We start from the raw sequence: 18,825 nt of genomic DNA, 5'->3' as shown, positions 1-18,825 counted from the left end.
CCCATCTATTGTCACCGCGTATTGGCACCGAGCTCGAACCTGCGGGTGATCGCGATCGCCTCGCGAAAGGTCTCATCGTGGCTCACCACCGGCCGCGCGTCGGTAACCTTAATTTTCCGTTTCGATTGTCGATAAAGTTTTATCGATTATCCTCGTGACAGTTGAGCGGTGTGACGAACCGCACGATGGGAGGCAACAGCCGAGTGGCTTGACGACCTCCCTGGAATCGAAGGGTGGGCAGAGCGCAGTGCCAGCCACCTTTCGGGCTGTCCGGCGGCGGCCGGCGGGGCAAATCAATTTTTGAAGTGCATTTGATTGCCAGATTGCGGTGCATCTCGCGCCGCATGAAGCTTCTCAATTGGGATGTTCCAAGATGACGTTCGCGCATTTCTTGATCGCGGTCGGCGGCGGCTTTTTGTTGCTGGCAGGCTTCGTCGCATTTGCCCTCTGGAGAAACGCGCTCCATTCGACGGCGCGGATTTAGCAACAGGCGAGATTCAGCTCCGACGGCCTCGCTCATGGGGGTGAGCGAAAGCCGGCGGAATGGCCGCACCGCCGCGCGGCCTGACAGCCGAGCACCGCGCCTACAACCTGCCCCAAGGCGATGCGTGCTCGGCTGTTCACTTCCACTCAGCGAGATCCAACCTGCGGGTGATCGCGATCGCCTCGAGGAAGGTCTCATCGTGGCTCACCACCAGCAGCGCGCCGTCATAAGCGCGTAGTCCGGCCTCGACCGCTTCCATGGATTCGATGTCGAGGTGATTGGTCGGCTCGTCGAGGATCAGGAGCGGCGGTGGCATCACGCCGCCCAGCACGCAGGCGAGGCCGGCCCGAAGCAATTGGCCGCCGCTGAGGCTCCCGACGATCTGCAGGGCAGCATCGGCGCGAAACATGAAACGCGCCAATGCGGCTCGGCAGGCATTCTCGCCGGCATCCGGATTGATGCGACGGAAATTGTCCAGGATGGAGACTGACGCATCGAGCAGGCTGACCGCCTGATCGAACATCGCAAAGCGGGTCATCACCTCGACGCTGCCGCGCACCGCGGTCAGATCGCCGCTGATAAGCTTGAGCAGCGTCGTCTTGCCGGCACCGTTGGGGCCTGTGATCGCGACGCGCTCCGGACCCGACATGGAGAAGGTGAGGTCACGCAGGATCGGCGCGTCCGCGAAGTAGCCCGCATCGGCGGCTTCGATCCGCAGCACCATCCGGCTCGCGGGCAGATGCGTCGACGGCAGTTGCACCGAGAACGGTTGCAGCACCTCGATGCGCTGGCGTGCCGCGGTGGCCAATTCGAGCGCTTGCGTCCGCCGCCGCTCGGCGAGGCGGGCGTTCTCGCCGCCGGTGTCCTCGCTGCGATCCTTGCGCAGCCCGGCGGCGATGCGCGGCAGATCGCCCTTGGCGCGCTTCCTCGCGCCGGCGCCGTCCTTGCGGGCTTGCCGTTCGGATGTTTCCCGTGCCTTGCGGTCGATCTCGGCGACGCGCTTCTCGGCATCGGCCAGATCGTGGCGTGCTGCCGACAGCTCGATCGCCTTGCGGGCACGGTACTGGCTCCAATTGCCGCCATAACGTCGGACCTCCAGCGAGGTCAGTTCGACGATCGCATCCATGGTCTCCAGCAGTTCGCGGTCATGGCTGACGATGATGGCGCCATGCCGCCAGCCGGTGAGCAGGTCGATCACCGCCTGGCGTCCCGCGCGGTCGAGATTGTTGGTCGGTTCGTCCAGCAGCAGAAAGTCCGGTTGCGCGAAGCTCAGCGCGGCGAGCCGCGCCCTGGTGGCCTGTCCGCCGGACAGCGTCGCCAGCGGCGCGTCGAGCACATCGCTCAGTCCGACACGCGCGAGCGCGGACGCGATGCGCGTGTCGAGCGTCCAGTCGATATCCGCAAGCTCTTCAGCGTTGGCAAGGCCCTGTTCGGCGCGGCGCAACGCAGCCAGCGCGCGCCGCGCGCCGAACAGGTCGACGACGCCTTCGTCCGGCTTGACCTGAACGGACTGATGCAGCATCGCGACGCGTCCCTGAACCGAGACCGTGCCGGATTGCGGCGCGTGTGGGCCTGCGATCAGGCCGAGCAGCGTCGTCTTGCCGACGCCGTTCCTGCCGACAAGGCCGGTTCGTTCGGGTCCGAAATTGAGGTCGATATTGGAAAGGAGAACCCGGCCGTCAGGCGCGGACAGGGTCAGATGGGAGAGCGTGATCGATGCAGGCATGGCAATGGATATCCCGGCGGGCAAGGCTGATGGGCGTTGCGGTCCGGATGAAATCCATGGCTGTCTGCATCCTCTCGAATTGATGATTGAACTGATGTAGCCGCGTATTGGGCCGGGATCAAGGCGCGACGCGAACCGTCACGCCGCTTCGGCGAAGGTCCAGCGGTCGGGATCCGGCGTGTGGCCGATCAAGGCGAGGCCGTAGGCGATCGATTCGAACTGGTCCGCCGAGGTCAGCCGCGCTTCGCCGAAGCGCTCGGCGAACAGCCGCTGCACGGCCGGCACGAACGAGGTGCCGCCGGTCAGGAACACCTTCTCCACGTCGCGCGCGGTGATGCCGGATTTGGCCAGCGCCTCGTCCACCGTCGCACCGAGCCGTTCGATGTCGTCGGCGATCCAGGATTCGAAATCGTCGCGCGTCACGGTCGCGCCGATATCGATGCCTTGCCGGGCGAAGCGGAACTCGACACGGTCGCGGCTCGACAGCGCGACCTTGGTGTCGGATACGGCGCGGTACAGCGCGAAGCCGAGATCGTGGTCGACGATGGTGATGAAGTCGTGCAGCGGCGCCGGATCGATCGCGGTGCGCGCGAGTTGTTGCAACTCGCGCAAGTCGCCATTGCCTCTCATCATGGCGAGCTGATGCCAGCGCGCGAGGCTCGAATAATAGTGATTGGGGATCGGCAGCACCTTGTCGAACGAGCGGTAGTTGGTACCCTTGCCGAGCCGTGGCGAGACGATGTGGTCGACTATGCGATAGTCGAAGGTGTCGCCGGCGATACCGATGCCGGAATGTCCCAGCGGCTCGGCGCGCAGCACGCCGCCCTTGCGCGAGAAGCGCATCACGGAGAAGTCGCTCGTGCCGCCGCCGAAATCGGCGACCAGCACGGTCGCATCGTGATCGAGGCTGCGCGCGAAGGAGAACGCCGCGCCGACCGGCTCGTAGACATAGCGCGCATGACCGGCGCCGAGCCGCTCGAATGCGGCGCGGTAGCGCTGCATGGCGAGCTCGTCATTGGGATTGCCGCCGGCAAACTTGACCGGGCGGCCGACCATGATGGTCGGCGCTCCGAGGTCGAAGCCTTCGCCGGCATGGCGCGTCAGCGTGCGCAGGAACGCCGCGAGCAGATCCTCGAACTTGTAGCGCTGCCGGAAGATCTGGGTGGTGTTGAACGCCGAGCTGGCCGCAAAGGTCTTGAACGACTGGATGAAGCGATGGATCGTGCGCCCTTCGAGGAACTGCTCGATCGCCCACGGGCCGCCCTCGGCGCGCGGATGCAGGCCGGCGCCCGGCCGGTCCTCCCAGAAGCACAGCGCGGAGACATAGACGCTATGCGTGCGGCCGCCATGGTCGAAGCGGATCGCCTCGACGCGGCCGTCAGCATCGGACAGCGCGACCACGGTGTTGCTGGTGCCAAAATCGACGCCAATCGAGACGGCGGGCGGGGCGCTCGTCATGTCATGCTCGGATTGTCTGTGAAAGGGGGCGGAGCTTTAGCGGCTTTGGCCGGATTTGCCAACCCTTCCGGACGTCGCAAAGTTCACGATCCGCGGAGTGACACGGGTGTCATGCGTGGCGTCAGAAATTCGCGACCGTCTTCAGGCCGAACACCAACGCGTTTGCGTTCCTGCTGGTGCCGCCGGGGTCGATCACGTACTGGATGTTCGGTCGCACCTGCAGGCCGGCGAGCGGCCGGTAGGTGTAGTAGAGTTCCATGACGTACTCATTGCCCTGGACCGCGACAGGACCGAGGCCGGCCAGGTTCTGCAGCTCTTCCGACCAGGCGATGCGGCTGTTGACATGCGTGGTGCCGACCGCAAATCCGATATCGTCCTCGGGTCGCAACTGGAAGGGTCCGGTATAGGTCAGGCCGCCCGCGATTTGATAATCGGTGGTGGCCGTCCGGCGGTCGGCCATCGTCGCATTGAAGAACAGGCTGAGCATGCCCGCAGAACTGGCTTGCGATGGCCGGATCACCTGCTGAACGAAGCTGACATAGGCGCCGTAACGTCCGCGGCTCTGTAGCAGCGGTTGCCCGCTGAGGACGGCCGGGTTGCCGTTGATGTCGGTGACCACATCGGGGGCGGTCGAGGTGTCGTACCAGCCGCCGAACTTGTAGCTGCCCTGCAGATTGCCGAACTTCGGCAGCCACGCGATTTCGGCCGGGATGAGCAGGCCGGTGGATCCCGAATACAATACCGGAAGCGCCGACTGCGACACCTTCAGGTAATTGGGATTGGCGTCATAGACGCCGAACTGAAAATAGCCGAAGCCCGGCAGGTTGAACTTCAGTCTCGTTGCCCATTGGCTGACGGGCCAGTTGTAGATGTAGTTGCCGACGAGGTTGCCGGGCTGCGCGCCGCAGAAGGTCAGGTTCTGGAAGTCGCACGCGAACGATGCGAAGTCCTCGCCGAAGGTGATGCGTCCGATCTTCCAGTCGACCAGACCGTCGATGAACTTCTGGTCGTACCAGAATTGCGTGAGCCGCAGCGTCTGGCCGCGTCCGAACAGCTCCTGCACCTGCTGCAGCGTGCCGAGGCGCGCGTCATCGCTCAGATTGCTGCCGTTGCGGTCGGTCCATGTGACCTGGATCGTGCCGCCGGGCACGACGCCCAGCTTCGCAAGATCGAACGTGGTACCGAAGGTCCATTGATCGGTGTAGGCGACCTGCTGCCGCTGACCGCCCGTTGCATTGCCGGCGAGCTCGCTGGTGTAGCCGAACTGAAAATCGATGCCGGCATTCAACAGTCGGGTTCGTGCGCCGTCCCAATCGCCGAGCAGCCAGGGAACTGGCGCTGGCGCCGCATTGGGCGTAGCGCCGGCAACCGTCAGGTCGGCAGCATGTGCGACCTCACCGCCTGCGCAGACCAACATCGCCGCCAGACCCAGCCAGAGACAGAACGCCGTCGGATGCTTTGTTCGGTCGTCGGATGACGCAGCCATGACGACGCTCCCGGGTTCAATCCTTCAACGCGTAGGCGATGACGTAATCGCCGCGCTTGGTGCCGAATGAGCCGTGGCCGCCGGCCGCGGTGACGACGTATTGCTTGCCGCCGGCCTCGTAGCTCATCGGCGTCGATTGCGCGCCGGCGGGCAGGCGATCTTCCCAGAGCACCTTGCCGTCGCGCACGTCGTAGGCGCGGATCGTGTACTCATAGGTCCCGGTGTAGAACGCGACGCCGCCGGCGGTGGTGATCGGCCCGCCGAGCATCGGCACACCCATTTTGAACGGAAGCGGCAGCGGCGTGGTGTCACGGATCGTGCCGTTCGGATGCTGCCAGACGATCTTCATCGTCTTCAGATCGATCGCGGCCATCGAGCCCCATGGCGGCCGGTAGCAGGGCACGGAGAGCGGCGAGAGGAAGCTCGAGATATCCACCCCGAACGGCGTGCCGTACATCGGCTGCACCCCGACCTCGCTGCCAACCGGCTTCTCGGCCGTCGGTGCCGGAGGATTTTGCGGGCCGCGCGGAATCAGCCGTGACGCGAACGGCAGCGACATCGGATTGGCGATCGCGATCTGCCTGACAGGATCGATCGCGATGCCGCCCCATTCGAACATGCCGAGATTGCCCGGGAAGACCAGCGTGCCCTGCAACGACGGCGGCGTGAACGTGCCCTCATAGCGCAGCCGGTGGAACATGATCCGGCACAGCAGCTGGTCGAAGATCGTGCCGCCCCACATATCGGCGCCAGTCAGCTTGGCCTCCGGTCGGAACGTCAGTTCGGAAAACGGCTGGGTCGGTGCGGAGCGGTCGCCGGGCGCGGGGCCCTGCGGCACCGCACGTTCTGGCGCCGGCACGATCAATTCGCCGGTCCTGCGGTCGAGCACGAAGATGTTGCCCACCTTGGTCGGCTGGATGATCGCGGGAACGACGCCCTTGGCCGTCGTCACATCGACCAGGCTCGGTTGCGAGGGAACGTCCATGTCCCAGAGATCGTGATGCACGGTCTGGTACGACCAGACGCGCTTGCCGGTGTCGACATCAAGCGCGACGATCGAGCTGGAATAGCGCTCGACCAGCGCATCGCGATTGCCGCCCCAGATGTCGGGTCCGTTGTTGCCGGTCGGGATGTAGACGAGATTCAATTTCGGATCGAACGAGGCCGTGATCCAGGAGTTCGGTGAGCCGTTGGTGTAATGGCGCGTCGGCGACGGCAGTGCGTTCTCGTCGGCCGCGGCGGAGTCCCAGGCCCAGACCAGCTTGCCGGTGTAGACATCGAAGCCGCGGATCACGCCCGACGGCACCTCGACCGCGTAATTGTCGATCACCGCGGCGGCAACAACCAGGATCCTCTCGCTGACGACCGGCGGTGACGTTGGCTCGAAGAAGCCGGCGGTCTTGATACCCATCCCCTGCTGCAGGTCGAGGATGCCGTGATCGGCAAAGCCATCGCAGAGCTTGCCGCTGTCGGCATCGAGCGCGATCATGCGGCCGTCGTTGACGGGCAGAAAAATCCTGCGCGGGCATTCGACGGGCGCCGGACTGCCGCTGCTGTCGACGGCACCAGCCGCGGTCTCGTGATAGGAGACCCCGCGACAGGTCATGTGCTGGAACGTCTTGTTGTGCACAAGCTTGGGGTCGTATCGCCAGCGCTCGGTGCCAGTCTTGGCGTCGAGCGCGAACAGCACCTGGTGCTGCGAGCAGAGATAGAGCGTGTCGCGTACCTTGATCGGGGTGACCTCGAAGGTGGTCTCGCCGGAATCCTCCGGCGTCGGCACGTCGCCGGTGCGGAAGGTCCAGGCGACCTTGAGGTTGCCGACATTGTCCGGCGTGATCTGCTTCAGCGGCGAATAGCGCTGTCCGAATTGCGTGCGTCCATAGGCGCGCCAATCGCCATCCGGTTGCGGATCGGCCTCGCTTTGCTGCACGGCGGAGCCAGACTCGGCGATCGTGCCGTTGATGTCGTGATAGCTCGACAGCAGCCCGGCCACGAGGACGACTGCTGCCGCCACGACGCCGACCCAGAGCGGCGCCGTCGCGCGCGCGTAGGACACCGGCTCGTTTCGCAGCAGCCCGCGAACCATCACCGGCGTCAGCAGCCAGAGCGCCATCGGGAAGATGATGTCGCCGCGCGCCGCGAGCGGCCACCAATCAAACTTCACCTCGTAGACGGCCCATGCCAGCGTGCCGACCAGCACGATCGCAAACAGCCAGAGCGCGGAACGGCGCTGCGCCAGCAACAGCGCAGCCGTGGCGAGAATGCCGACGCCGATGAGGATGTAGAAGATGGATCCGCCCAATGCGGCGAGCCAGATGCCGCCGCCCGCGAGGACCAGACCAATCAAGGCGTAGATGATACCCGTGACAAAGACGGTCCTGGATCGCTGCATGGCTGCACCAGTGCGGAAGAGGCACCGGGCTTGTCCTGCGCAAGCGCAACAGACCGCGTCCGCTTTCAGGAACTGTGGTTCAATCAACTGCAACTTGCAACCGGGAACTGCGACGTTGATACAACACGAGCATGCAAAGTTGCGCTATTGGTTCTTGCCGAAGCAAGGTCATTCAAACTGCGCGCACTTTGTTCAACAAGGAGCAACGCCAGGCGCGTGGCGCTGACGCAAGGTGACGGGTGCTCAGCGAAGTTTGAATCGACGCGCTCTTTCAATTCTGTGCAGGCGTTGCTCTATACCGTTCCGTAGATCTCGCCACAGATGCCCGGCTCGCAGGAGAAGCAACAATGACACTGAACCCTACGGCTAGGAACTATCGCGTCGCGGTCGCAGCCTATGAGGCGGGCCGACCCAGCTATCCGGCGGAGATCGTCGCAGCGTTGCCGCTGAGGGACGCGCGCTGCGTCGTCGATCTCGGAGCCGGAACCGGCAAGTTCACTCGCCTGCTGCTCCCGCATTTGTCCGGGACGGCGCGTCTGGTCGCTGTCGAGCCCGTCGCCGAAATGTCGGCGAAACTTGCGAATGAAGCAGGGATCGAGGTCATCAACACCCGCGCGGATGCGATCGGCCTCGAAACCGGCAGCGTCGATCTCGTGACCTGCGCGCAGGCGTTCCACTGGTTCGACAACGAGCCGTCGGTCGCCGAGATTGCGCGCCTGCTGCGTCCCGGCGGTACGCTGGCGCTGGTCTGGAACAACAGGGATGACCGCGCGCCGTGGGTCGACGCGTTGTCGGTGATGATTGAGAAATACGCGGGAGACACGCCCCGGCAGCGCTCCGGGCGCTGGCGCTGGATCTTGCAGGACCCTCGCTTCTTGCTCGAGAAGGAAATCGTGCAGGAGCATCCGCATCGGATGGCGCGCCAGGGTGTCTATGAGCGCGTCGTGTCGACCAGCTATGTCGCTAATCTTCCCGATGCGGAGAAGGCGGTTATTCGCGACAGGACCAACGCCATCCTGCGTGAGGCCGGCCTCGGTGAGGCCGACGAGGTGGTGTTTCCTTATGTCACGCAGCTCTTCTTGCTGAAGCGGACCTAGAGCATTTTCGAGACCGCGCTATTGCGCGGCGCGTCCTTGCTCGACTGCCTGCTTCAGGCGCGGCAGCGCCATGCGCCAGTAGAACGCGACATGCTTCGCGCCGGAGTCGGTGCCGATTTCCCAACCGTCCCCGCGCCGAATTGGCGACGGCGGCACCTGCTGGGTGACGGTCAGCAACCCCTCGCCGCAGTCAGCCGCGAGCGTCATCGTGATCGTCGCATAGGATTGCGGAATATCCGGCAGGCCCGAGACCTGCGACCAATAGGAATATGCGAGGCGTAGTCGCGGCTCGACGTGGAGGACGCGGCCCTTGTCCCTATAGCGCTTCGCGCCGATCTCCGCCTCGATCTCAATCGGTGCGCCGATCTGCCAATCGGTGTTGAAATGCGCGTTGCGCCATATCTCGCCCGCTTTGGGGTCGATGATCGCGTCCCAGACATGCCTTGGCTCCGCGGCGATGCGGATCGACTCGGTGACAGTCTGCAAGTGCAGGGATTCATCCGTCATCGAATGCTCACTTGTCACCCACGACTTTCCATTTTCCATCCGCGCTACGCCGCAACGCCGGATCGCCGATCCGGATGTGCTGCGCGAGAAAATCGATGAAGGCGCGGACCCGCGCCGGCAGTGGGCCGGCGTGGCCGACATAGACCGCGTGGATGTCTTCGCGATCGCCCGGATTGAGGTTTTGCAGCACCGGCACCAGGCGCCCGGCCTCGATGTCGGGACCGATGTGGAACAGCGCCAGCCGCCCCAGACCGATGCCGCCGAGCGTGAGCTGGCGCGCGGCTTCGCCGTCGCTGACGCGGGCGACCGGTGGCGGCAGCGCCTCTTCGATTTTTTCAGCGCGGCGGAACGGCCAGCCGCGGATGCTGCGCGGAAAGGTCCAGCCGATGCCGCGATGGGCGGCGAGGTCCGCCGGGGTTTTCGGCGTGCCGAAGCGCGCGAGATAGGACGGTGCGGCAACCACCACCATGCGGCTGGTGCCGAGTTTGCGCGCGATCAGCCGCGAGGCGCCGAGCGGGCCGACCCGGATCGCGACGTCGGCGCGCGCCTGCATCAGATCGACCAGCGTGTCGGTCAGCACGATGTCGAGCGTGATGTCGGGATGCTCGCGCATGAAGCGCGGCAGCAGCGGCATCACATGCAGCATGCCGAATGGGATGTTGCTGTTCACGGTGAGATGGCCGCGCGGCACGCAGGAGGCGGCCTCGCGTTCGGCCTCGTCGATATCGGCGAGGATGCGCTGGGCGCGCTGATAGAAGGCCTGGCCTTCCTCAGTCAGTTGCAGCTTACGCGTGGTGCGGTTGACCAGCCGCGTGCCGAGCCGCGTCTCGAGCCGCGAGACCAGCTTGCTGACGCCGGATGGAGTCTGCCGCAGGCTGTTCGCCGCAGCCGTGAAGCCGCCGAGATCGACGACGCGGACGAATACGTCCATCTCGCCGGAGCGGTTGGTGTCTGTTCGAGACATCTTGAATTCACGTCACAAATGATTGGATTGCGGCCATTCTAATCCTTCCGCGTCCGGACCGCTATCTCGCATTGCGGAATCCTCACCTCCGGAGCGACACATGCCTGCTGCAGTCCTTGCCTTGACCGCCGGTGCCTTTGGCATCGGCACCACCGAATTCCTCATCATGGGGCTGTTGCTGCAGGTCGCCGCCGACATGCAGGTATCGGTATCCGCGGCGGGTCTTTTGATCTCCGGCTACGCGCTCGGCGTGTTCGTCGGCGCGCCGATCCTGACGCTGGCTACGCGGCGGATGCCGCGCAAGGCGGTGCTGCTGGCGCTGATGGCGATCTTCACGCTCGGCAACGCGGCCTGCGCGCTGGCGCCGAACTACGAGCTCTTGATGGCGGCACGCATCCTGACGTCGCTGGCGCACGGCACCTTCTTCGGCGTCGGCTCGGTGGTCGCGACAAGTCTCGTGCCTGAAGACAAGCGCGCGTCGGCGATTGCCACGATGTTCATCGGTCTGACGGTTGCAACCTTGCTCGGCGTACCCTTCGGCGCATGGTTCGGCCTGATGCTCGGCTGGCGCGCCGCGTTCTGGGCGGTGGCGGTGATCGGCGTGATCGCGTTCGCCGTGCTGGCCGTGCTGGTCCCCGGTCATGTCGGCGCCAACGACAAGCCGGCGTCGCTGCGCGAGGAGCTCGCCGTGCTCGGCCGCCCGCAGGTCCTGCTCGGGCTTGCGATGACGGTGTTCGGCTTCGGCGGGCTGTTCGCGGTCTTCACCTATGTGCAGCCGATCCTGACCCGGCTCACCGGATTTTCCGACGCCGCGGTGTCGCCGATCCTTTTGGTGTTCGGCGCCGGCCTTGCGATCGGCAATGTCGCGGGCGGGCGGCTCGCCGACAAGGGAGTTGCGCGTGCGTTGCTGGTGTCGCTCGGTGGTCTCGCTGCCGTCCTCGTCGCGTTGGCGGCGGTGATCTCGATCAAGGCATTGGCAGTCGCGCTGTTGTTCGTGCTCGGGATCGCCGCGTTTGCAACGGTCGCGCCGTTGCAGCTTCGCGTGCTCGAAGCCGCCGGTGTGGAAGGGCGGACGCTGGCTTCCAGTCTGAACATCGCAGCCTTCAATCTCGGCAACGCGCTTGGCGCCTGGGCCGGCGGCGTCACCATCGATCGTGGCCTCGGCCTCGGCGCGCTGCCGCTGGTCGCCGCGCTCATCACCGCGGTCGGACTGCTGCTCGCGCTGTGGAGCCTGCGCCTCGACCGGCCAGTCGTCCTCGCCACGCAGTGCCCGGCCGAATGAACCGGATCAAAGGAGTATGACCATGGAATATCGCAATCTCGGTGCGTCCGGCCTGAAGGTCCCCGTGCTCAGCTTCGGCACCGGCACCTTCGGCGGCCAAGGACCCCTGTTCTCGGCCTGGGGCCGCAGCGACGCCAGCGAGGCGCGACGGCTGATCGACATCTGCCTCGATGTCGGCGTCAATTTGTTCGACACCGCCGACGTCTATTCGAACGGTGCATCAGAGGAGATCCTTGGTGCCGCGATCAAGGGGCGCCGCGACAAGGTCTTGATCTCGACCAAGACCGGCCTGCCGATGGGCGACGGTCCGCTCGATGCCGGCACGTCGCGATACCGCCTCGTCGCTTCGGTCGACGCCGCGCTGAAGCGGCTCAACACCGACTATATCGACCTCCTGCAGCTTCACGCCTTCGATGCCTTCACGCCGATCGACGAGGTGCTGTCGACGCTCGATGCGCTCGTCCGCGCCGGCAAGCTGCGCTATGTCGGCGCCTCGAATTTCTCCGGCTGGCACCTGATGAAATCGCTCGGCATCGCCGAGCGGCACGGCTGGCCGCGCTATGTGGCGCACCAGGTCTATTATTCGCTGGTCGGCCGCGACTATGAGTCCGAGCTGATGCCGCTCGCGCTCGATCAGGACGTCGGCGCGCTGGTCTGGAGCCCGCTCGGCTGGGGCCGGCTCACCGGCAAGATCAGGCGCGGGCAGCCACTGCCCAAGACCAGCCGTTTGCATGAGACCGCGCAATTCGGGCCGGCGGTCGATGACGAGAAGCTTTATGCGATCGTCGATGCGCTGGACTCCGTGGCTGCCGAGACCGGCCGCAGCGTGCCGCAGGTCGCGATCGCCTGGCTGCTGGCGCGGCCGAGTGTCTCGTCCGTGATCATCGGCGCGCGCGATGAAGCGCAGCTTCGAGACAATCTCGGCGCCGTCGGATGGTCGCTCTCGGCGGACCAGATTGCGCGTCTCGACAAGGCAAGCGCGGTGATGCCGGCCTATCCGTACTATCCCTACCGAATCCAGGACGGCTTCGCCCGGCTCAACCCGCCGGCGGTGTGAGCCGGCCGCGAGCCGTCTCACGCCTGTGCGGAATGTTCGCAGACTTGCCGGCGATATTCCGCCGGCGTGACGTTCATGTGCTGGCGGAAGACGCGATTGAGGTGGCTTTGATCGGCAAAGCCGCTCAGCAGCGCGATCTCCTTCAGCGCGATGCGGTCCTTGCGCAGATGCTGGCACGCGTGCTCCACCTTGCGCCGCAGGACATAGGCATGCGGCCGCGTGCCGTAATGCACACGGAATTTGCGGGCGAACTGGATCGGCGTGCAATTGCAGATGTTCGCCAGCTCCTCCAGCGTGATGTTCCGGGAGATGTTCTGCTCGATATAGTCCTCGATCAGCCGGGCATGCGCCGGACGAAAGCGTCCTTGCGCACATGGCATCTTGAACTCGATCGCCGCATATTTCCGCAGGATGTGCACGCTCGCCTGCAGCGCCAGCGCGTCATAGCAGAGGCGTCCGCCCGGACCGCCTGCCGCAACCTCCTGAACCATCTGGTCGTTGATCCAGGTCAGCATCGGATCTTCGGCCTTGAGCAGGTCGTGAAGCTCGATCGCCTCGGCGTCGCGGTCGAAGGCATCGCTGGCGGTCTTCATCATGAGGGCAGGGGCGATATAGAAATGGGTGACCTCGATGTCGTTCTTCCAGTGCCAGCTTGATGGCTCGGCGCGGGTCAATAGCGACGTGACGCCGCGACCGACGTGATCCTGCTTCCACGCGCCGGTGACGCGACGGTTCATCGACGTCACGCCGTCGCGATAAAGCACGAGCAGGAAGTTTTCCGACGGGGGAACCCAGATATCCGATGGTTCATAGCGGAAAATCCGCAGCCGGAAGTCGCTCCTCCCGACTGAGGCGCTGTCCAGCTTCAGCTCACCGGGCGCATAGCGCGGCAGCTCCTCGACCGTGATCAATTGGCCCATCGCGCGAGCCTCCTCCGTGGAATCCGTGGCGCGGTTGACCGCTTCTTTCTTCTTGGCCGGACGGCTGAGCGCAGAATAGGCCGCTTTCGCCGGTTGCCAAGCCGACCAATGGCCGGTGGTTCGATTGAACGGCGGCGTTCCAGAGATTGTCGGTTTCATCCAAGCCGCTCGGTCGCACGACCCGTAGCCTCCTCTGCGTCCCGGCGACAGCGGCCGAGACCTAATTGACGCAACGCACCATCGCCCGGCGACACGGCGGGTATGAGCGCGTGCGAAGCAAGACAACAGGAGGAAACGATGACCGAGACCGTCACAAGGTCGAATGGAAGCAATGGTGCACGTGCAACGACCAAGCTCGACGCTGTCGTCGTCGGCGCCGGCGTCGCCGGTCTTTACCAACTGTTCCGCCTGCGCGAACAGGGACTGAGCGTGAAGGCGATCGATGCCGGGTCAAGCGTCGGCGGCACCTGGTACTGGAACCGTTATCCCGGCGCGCGCTTCGATTCCGAAGGCCACACCTATCAGTACCTGTTCTCCGAGGAACTCTACAAAGGCTGGAGCTGGAGCGAGCGGTTCCCGGGCCAGCCGGAGATCGAGCGCTGGCTGAACTACGTCGCCGACCGCCTCGATCTCAGGAAGGACATCCAGTTCGGCACCACGGTCAAGAGCGCGCACTTCAACGAGGCGACACAACGCTGGCTGGTGGCGACGGACAAGGGCGAAGTGATCGACACCCAGTTCCTGGTCACCTGCTGCGGCATGCTCTCAGCGCCACACGTGTCCTTCCCGGGACAGGAGACGTTCAAGGGCGAGCTGTTCCACACCGCGCGCTGGCCCAAAGGACCGATCGAGCTCGCGGGAAAGCGCGTCGGCGTGGTCGGCAACGGCGCGACCGGAATCCAGGTGATCCAGTCGATCGCCGGTGAGGTCGGTCATCTCAAGGTGTTCATCCGCACCCCGCAATACATCATCCCGATGAAGAACCCGAAATGGGATGCGGCGGATGCCGCGGCCTACAAGTCGAAGTTCAAGTTCCTCACCGAGCGGCTGCCGAAGACGTTCACCGGATTCGAGTTCGACTTCGAGCATGCCTGGGCCGACCTGACGCCGCAGCAGCGCCGTCAGGTGATCGAGGATTGCTGGAATGACGGATCGCTCAAATTGTGGGTTTCGTCCTTTGCCGAACTGTTCTTCGACGAAGCCATCAATGCCGAGATCACCGAATTCGTGCGCGAAAAGATGCGCGAGCGGATCAAGGACCCCAAGCTGTGCGAACAGCTGATTCCGACCGATTACGGCTTCGGCACGCACCGGGTGCCGCTGGAAAGCAATTTCCTCGAGGCCTTCCACCGGCCCAATGTCGAGATCGTCGGCGTCAAGAACAATCCGATCGCCCGCATCACGTCCGAAGGCATCCAGACCGCCGACGGCACGGTGCACGCGTTCGACGTCATCATTCTGGCCACCGGCTTCGACGCCGGAACGGGGGCGTTGACGCGCATCGACATCCGCGGTCGCGACGGGCGATCGCTGAAGGATGATTGGGGCAGGGACATCCGCACCACGATGGGCTTGCAGGTCCATGGCTATCCGAACCTGTTCACGACCGCGGTGCCGCTCGCGCCCTCGGCCGCGCTCTGCAACATGACCACCTGCCTGCAGCAGCAGGTCGAGTGGATCGCCGATTGCATCAAGTATCTGCGCGGCAAAAACCTCAACATCATCGAGCCGACCAGGGACGCCGAGGATCAGTGGGTGGCGCATCACGACGAGACCGCCAACGCAACGCTAATCGCCAAGACCAACTCCTGGTACCTCGGCTCGAATGTCGAGGGCAAGCCGCGCCGGGTGCTGTCCTATTGCGGCGGCGTCGGTACCTACCGCCAGAAATGCGACGAGGTCGCCGCGAGCGGCTATCAGGGCTTTGCCATGCAGTAGCGCCTGATCGCGATCCGGCGCTGCGGTCTTCGCGGACCCCGGCGTCGCCCACGATTGATCACATCACAAGATAGAATATGGGAGGACGACAATGAGCATGAATTTTGGTGCGGCAGCAGATGCGATTCTCGACGGCGTCGTGACATCCAACCCGCGCGTTCCCGGCGTCGTTGCCATGGTGACCGACCGCCATCGCAACATCTACGAAGGCGCTGCCGGCAAGCGCCGCCTCGACCAGGCTGCGGACATGACGTCCGACAGTGTGTTCGCCATCTTCTCGACCACCAAGGCGATCACCGGGACGGCGGTCCTGCAACTCGTCGAGGAGGGCAAGCTCGATCTCGATGCGCCGGCCAAGACCTATGCACCCGACCTCGGCAAGCTCAGGGTTATCGAGGGTTTTGACGACAACGGCGAACCGCGGCTGCGTGCGCCGAAGCGCGACATCACCACACGCATGCTGATGGTCCACAGCGCAGGCCTCGGCTACGACTTCATCAATCACACCTATAATCGCCTCGCACAGGAGAAGGGGCAACCCAGCGTGATCACGGCGTCCAAGGCTTCGTTGATGACGCCGCTGCTGTTCGATCCCGGTGAGCGATGGGAGTACGGCACCAACATGGATTGGTGCGGCCAGATCGTCGAGGCGATCGCCGGTCGCCGGCTCGGCGAGGTCTTCAAGACGCGGATCTTCGAGCCGCTCGGAATCCAGGACACGGCATTTGAGCTCACCGACGCGATGCGCCGCCGGCTCGCCGGCATTCACGCCCGCAACGCCGACGGCTCGCTCACGCCGATGGATTTCGAACTGCCGGCCAATCCGGAGATCCATATGGGCGGCCACGGGCTCTACGGCACCATTGGCGACTATATGCGCTTTATCCGGATGTGGTTGAACGACGGCGCCGGCGAGCATGGCCGGGTCCTGAAGGCCGAAACCGTGCGGATGGCGGAGAAGAACCATCTCGGCAACAACAAGGTCACCGCGATTACCGGCGTGATCACCTCGCTCGCCAACGACGCCGAATTCTTCCCCGGCCAGTCGAAATCATGGGCGCTCAGCTTCATGATCAATGACGAGCAGGCTCCGACCGGCCGCCCCGCCGGCGCGCTCGGCTGGGCCGGCCTCGCCAACCTGTTCTACTGGATCGATCGTCAGAACGGCTTCGGCGGATTCTGGGCGACGCAGATCCTGCCGTTTGGTGATCCGACATCCTTCATCGGATACATCAATTTCGAGACCGCGTTCTACGAAGCCCTGAAGCTGCGCAAGGCGGGCTAGGACGTTTTCGAACGATCTGGACACAGGTTCGCGTAAACAAAACGCGCCAAAGCAAGAGAAGAGAGCGCCGTTCCGCTTCCATCGGAGCGGGCTCTTGTTTCGCGGCGTGCCGCGGCCACCTCCGTTCGATCAGCACGCCGGTTGAACCTTCGGGAACACCATCCGCATGCAGGCGCCGCCGGACGGCGCCTGATCGACCTCGATCCGGCCGCCGTGCAGACGCATGATGCTCTGCACCAGATCGAGGCCGAGGCCGGCGCCGCGCCCGCCCGGATGCAGCCGGCGGAACGGCTCCAGGATCTGCTCGCGCTCGTCGGGCGGAATGCCGTCGCCGTCGTCGCTGACCTCGATCTGGCCGGCTGTCGTCACCCGAACCAGGATCGTGCCGCGCCGCTGCCCGTGGTCGACGGCGTTCTGCACGAGATTGGTGAGGGCCCGTTCGAGCGCGGTCTGGTCGCCGGTCACCACGATCGTCTCGTCGTCGTGCTCGAACGACATTTCATATCCGGCCGCGAACGCGAGCGGCGCAAGGTCGAGGACGACCTGCCGCGCGATGCCGACGAGATTGACGGGGCCGAACGTGTCGGCGCGCTGATCGAGCCGTTGCAGGTCCAGCAGCTGGCCCGCCATCACGCTGAGGCGGGTGGCGTCCTCGAGCAGATGGGTCTTCTCCGGTCCGGCCTCCAGCGAAGCGACCCGTGTCGAGAGAATTGCGATCGGCGTGCGCAGCTCGTGCGCGGCATCGGCGAGGAAGCGGCGATGGCGCTCGTAACCCTTGTCGAGGCGGTCGAGCGCGGCATTGATGGCCTTGACCAGCGGGGTGATCTCGATCGGGACCTCGTCGAGCGGCAACTGCGCGCCGCGCTGGTCGATGTCGATGCGTCCGGCCTGCGCTGCGACCTGTGCGAGGCCCTTCATGGCCCGGCGCACCACGAACGGGGTTGCGACCAGCGTCGCCAGCGTCATCAGCACGACGATCGGCAGGATCATGTTGAGGAACAGCAGCGGTGTGCTCTCCAGCGCACGCCACATCGAGAGCTGGCCGTATGTGCCGGTCAGGATCTGGATCCGGCCGGCAGAAGTGTCGACCCATTTGACGAGACCCGCGGGCCGCGCGGCTTCCGCTGGATTCCATTTGAGCCGCGCCTCGCTCACGTGATCGAGGCTTGATGCGATCGGCGCGAATTGCGCGGGCACGGCGCCTTCGGCCAGCTGGTGTCCCTCGGCGTCGCGGATGATGAACCAGAGGTCGGCGTGCTCGGCGCGCAGGGCGGCCAGCTCCGGCGTCTGGCGCAGCGTCAGTCCGCCCGCTTCATCGCGGGTGACGGCGTCGCGCAGCGTATCGAGCGTGCTGCCTTCGTACTCGCCGATCAGCAGTCCCGCCCGCAGCAGCCCGATGACGGCGGCTCCGATCAGCAGGATCAGGAGGGTCAGCGCGACGGCCTGCAGGCCCGCGAGGCGCCCTACCAGGCGCCAGGTGAGGGATCGCGGTCGCAGCACGCTCACGGTGTCTCCCGCAGCACATAGCCGAGGCCGCGAACGCCGTTGATGGTGACGCCGGCGTCGGCCTCGGTGAGCCTGCGGCGCAAGCGCGACACATGGGTGTCCAGCGCATTGGGCTGCACCTCGTCGTCGAGGCCGTAAACCGCCTCCATCAGCGCGGAGCGCTGCACCATGCGTCCCATCCGATGCAGCAGCGTCTCGAGCACCAGCCGTTCGCGGCGCGGCATCTCGAGGGGACGTCCGTCGACGCTAGCCTCGCGATGGGTGAAGTCGAACGACAGGCGGCCGATCCGCGCGGCATGCTGCTGCACGTTGGCGGGGCGGCGCAGCAGCGCCCGCAACCGTGCCAGCAGCTCCTCGAATGCAAACGGCTTGCCGAGATAATCGTCGGCTCCGCTGTCGAGACCCGAGATCCGGTCCGCAAGCTCGCCGCGGGCGGTCAGCACCAGTACCGGAACGGTGTTGCCGCTCGCGCGCAATTTCGGAATCAGCGACAGCCCGTCGCCGTCAGGCAATTGGCGGTCGAGCACGATCGCGTCGTAACTTCCCGCTGCGGCAATCGCCTCGGCCTCCAGAAGATCCGGCGCGTGATCGACCAGCATGTCGTGGCGCGCGAGTGCCGCACGCAGCGCCGCGACCATGTCCGGCTGGTCCTCCACCAACAGCACCCGCATTTCGTTGTCTGCCTCGGTTCGTCGTTCGATTTGCCGGTTTTATGTCCGCTTC

At 65.0% G+C, this 18,825-nt stretch carries 15 protein-coding genes; 5 read left to right on the top strand and 10 right to left on the bottom strand.

What is annotated here, in order from left to right:
• Positions 1 to 139: 139 nt before the first annotated feature.
• The 5 genes from Q0030_RS27140 to Q0030_RS27120 all read right to left on the bottom strand — a co-directional run bounded on the left by Q0030_RS27140 (position 140) and on the right by Q0030_RS27120 (position 7,546).
• Positions 140 to 520 carry a hypothetical protein gene (locus Q0030_RS27140; protein ID WP_298373996.1) on the bottom strand — a complete coding sequence of 127 codons (381 nt, stop codon included), beginning with the start codon at positions 518 to 520 and terminating at the stop codon, positions 140 to 142.
• Between the two features lie 100 nt (positions 521 to 620).
• Positions 621 to 2,210: an ABC-F family ATP-binding cassette domain-containing protein gene (locus Q0030_RS27135; protein WP_298373995.1), complete on the bottom strand. Its 1,590-nt coding sequence runs from the start codon at positions 2,208 to 2,210 to the stop codon at positions 621 to 623.
• Positions 2,211 to 2,348: 138 nt separating this feature from the next.
• Complete coding sequence (locus Q0030_RS27130) at positions 2,349 to 3,668, bottom strand: Hsp70 family protein (protein WP_092121710.1); 1,320 nt, start codon at positions 3,666 to 3,668, stop codon at positions 2,349 to 2,351.
• A 121-nt stretch (positions 3,669 to 3,789) separates the two neighbouring features.
• A complete protein-coding gene (locus Q0030_RS27125) occupies positions 3,790 to 5,154 on the bottom strand; it encodes a carbohydrate porin (protein ID WP_298373984.1) in 1,365 nt (454 codons plus the stop codon).
• Between the two features lie 16 nt (positions 5,155 to 5,170).
• A complete protein-coding gene (locus tag Q0030_RS27120; protein ID WP_298373981.1) occupies positions 5,171 to 7,546 on the bottom strand; it encodes a glucose/quinate/shikimate family membrane-bound PQQ-dependent dehydrogenase in 2,376 nt (791 codons plus the stop codon).
• 347 nt (positions 7,547 to 7,893) lie between these two features.
• Between Q0030_RS27120 and Q0030_RS27115 the strand changes: the two genes are divergently transcribed.
• On the top strand, positions 7,894 to 8,643 hold the full coding sequence (locus Q0030_RS27115; RefSeq protein ID WP_298373978.1) for a class I SAM-dependent methyltransferase: 750 nt from the start codon (positions 7,894 to 7,896) through the stop codon (positions 8,641 to 8,643).
• A gap of 18 nt (positions 8,644 to 8,661) precedes the next feature.
• Here the strand turns inward: Q0030_RS27115 and Q0030_RS27110 are convergent, their stop codons facing one another.
• Together Q0030_RS27110 and Q0030_RS27105 are read right to left on the bottom strand one after the other, a co-directional pair.
• On the bottom strand, positions 8,662 to 9,150 hold the full coding sequence (locus Q0030_RS27110; RefSeq protein ID WP_298373976.1) for an SRPBCC domain-containing protein: 489 nt from the start codon (positions 9,148 to 9,150) through the stop codon (positions 8,662 to 8,664).
• A gap of 7 nt (positions 9,151 to 9,157) precedes the next feature.
• The gene (locus Q0030_RS27105) at positions 9,158 to 10,114 is read right to left on the bottom strand and encodes a LysR family transcriptional regulator (RefSeq protein WP_298373972.1); all 957 of its coding nucleotides are present in this window, start codon (positions 10,112 to 10,114) and stop codon (positions 9,158 to 9,160) included.
• A gap of 100 nt (positions 10,115 to 10,214) precedes the next feature.
• Here Q0030_RS27105 and Q0030_RS27100 point away from each other — a divergent pair, with 100 nt between their 5' ends.
• Positions 10,215 to 11,396 (top strand): MFS transporter, encoded by a 1,182-nt coding sequence (locus Q0030_RS27100; protein WP_298373970.1) that lies wholly within the window; start codon positions 10,215 to 10,217, stop codon positions 11,394 to 11,396.
• Between the two features lie 22 nt (positions 11,397 to 11,418).
• Positions 11,419 to 12,453, top strand: coding sequence for an aldo/keto reductase (locus Q0030_RS27095; protein WP_298373968.1), 1,035 nt, complete (start codon positions 11,419 to 11,421; stop codon positions 12,451 to 12,453).
• 17 nt (positions 12,454 to 12,470) lie between these two features.
• Here the strand turns inward: Q0030_RS27095 and Q0030_RS27090 are convergent, their stop codons facing one another.
• Positions 12,471 to 13,532, bottom strand: a complete 1,062-nt coding sequence (locus Q0030_RS27090) for an AraC family transcriptional regulator (RefSeq protein ID WP_298373965.1) — start codon at positions 13,530 to 13,532, stop codon at positions 12,471 to 12,473.
• A gap of 138 nt (positions 13,533 to 13,670) precedes the next feature.
• On the opposite strand from Q0030_RS27090, the gene Q0030_RS27085 reads away from it, so the two are divergent.
• Together Q0030_RS27085 and Q0030_RS27080 are read left to right on the top strand one after the other, a co-directional pair.
• Positions 13,671 to 15,311, top strand: a complete 1,641-nt coding sequence (locus Q0030_RS27085) for an NAD(P)/FAD-dependent oxidoreductase (protein ID WP_298373962.1) — start codon at positions 13,671 to 13,673, stop codon at positions 15,309 to 15,311.
• A 91-nt stretch (positions 15,312 to 15,402) separates the two neighbouring features.
• The gene (locus Q0030_RS27080) at positions 15,403 to 16,596 is read left to right on the top strand and encodes a serine hydrolase domain-containing protein (RefSeq protein ID WP_298373960.1); all 1,194 of its coding nucleotides are present in this window, start codon (positions 15,403 to 15,405) and stop codon (positions 16,594 to 16,596) included.
• A 129-nt stretch (positions 16,597 to 16,725) separates the two neighbouring features.
• On the opposite strand, the gene Q0030_RS27075 is transcribed toward Q0030_RS27080, so the two are convergent.
• Entirely contained in the window at positions 16,726 to 18,093 is a 1,368-nt protein-coding gene (locus Q0030_RS27075) for a HAMP domain-containing sensor histidine kinase (protein ID WP_298374287.1), read from the bottom strand.
• Between the two features lie 5 nt (positions 18,094 to 18,098).
• Positions 18,099 to 18,773 carry a response regulator transcription factor gene (locus Q0030_RS27070; protein ID WP_298373957.1) on the bottom strand — a complete coding sequence of 225 codons (675 nt, stop codon included), beginning with the start codon at positions 18,771 to 18,773 and terminating at the stop codon, positions 18,099 to 18,101.
• Between the last annotated feature and the right edge of the window lie 52 nt (positions 18,774 to 18,825).

The organism is uncultured Bradyrhizobium sp., from assembly GCF_947648125.1.
Taxonomy (GTDB): Bacteria; Pseudomonadota; Alphaproteobacteria; order Rhizobiales; family Xanthobacteraceae; genus Bradyrhizobium.
Note: the sequence above shows the minus strand (reverse complement) of the source record. Positions and strands in the feature narration are given on the sequence as shown.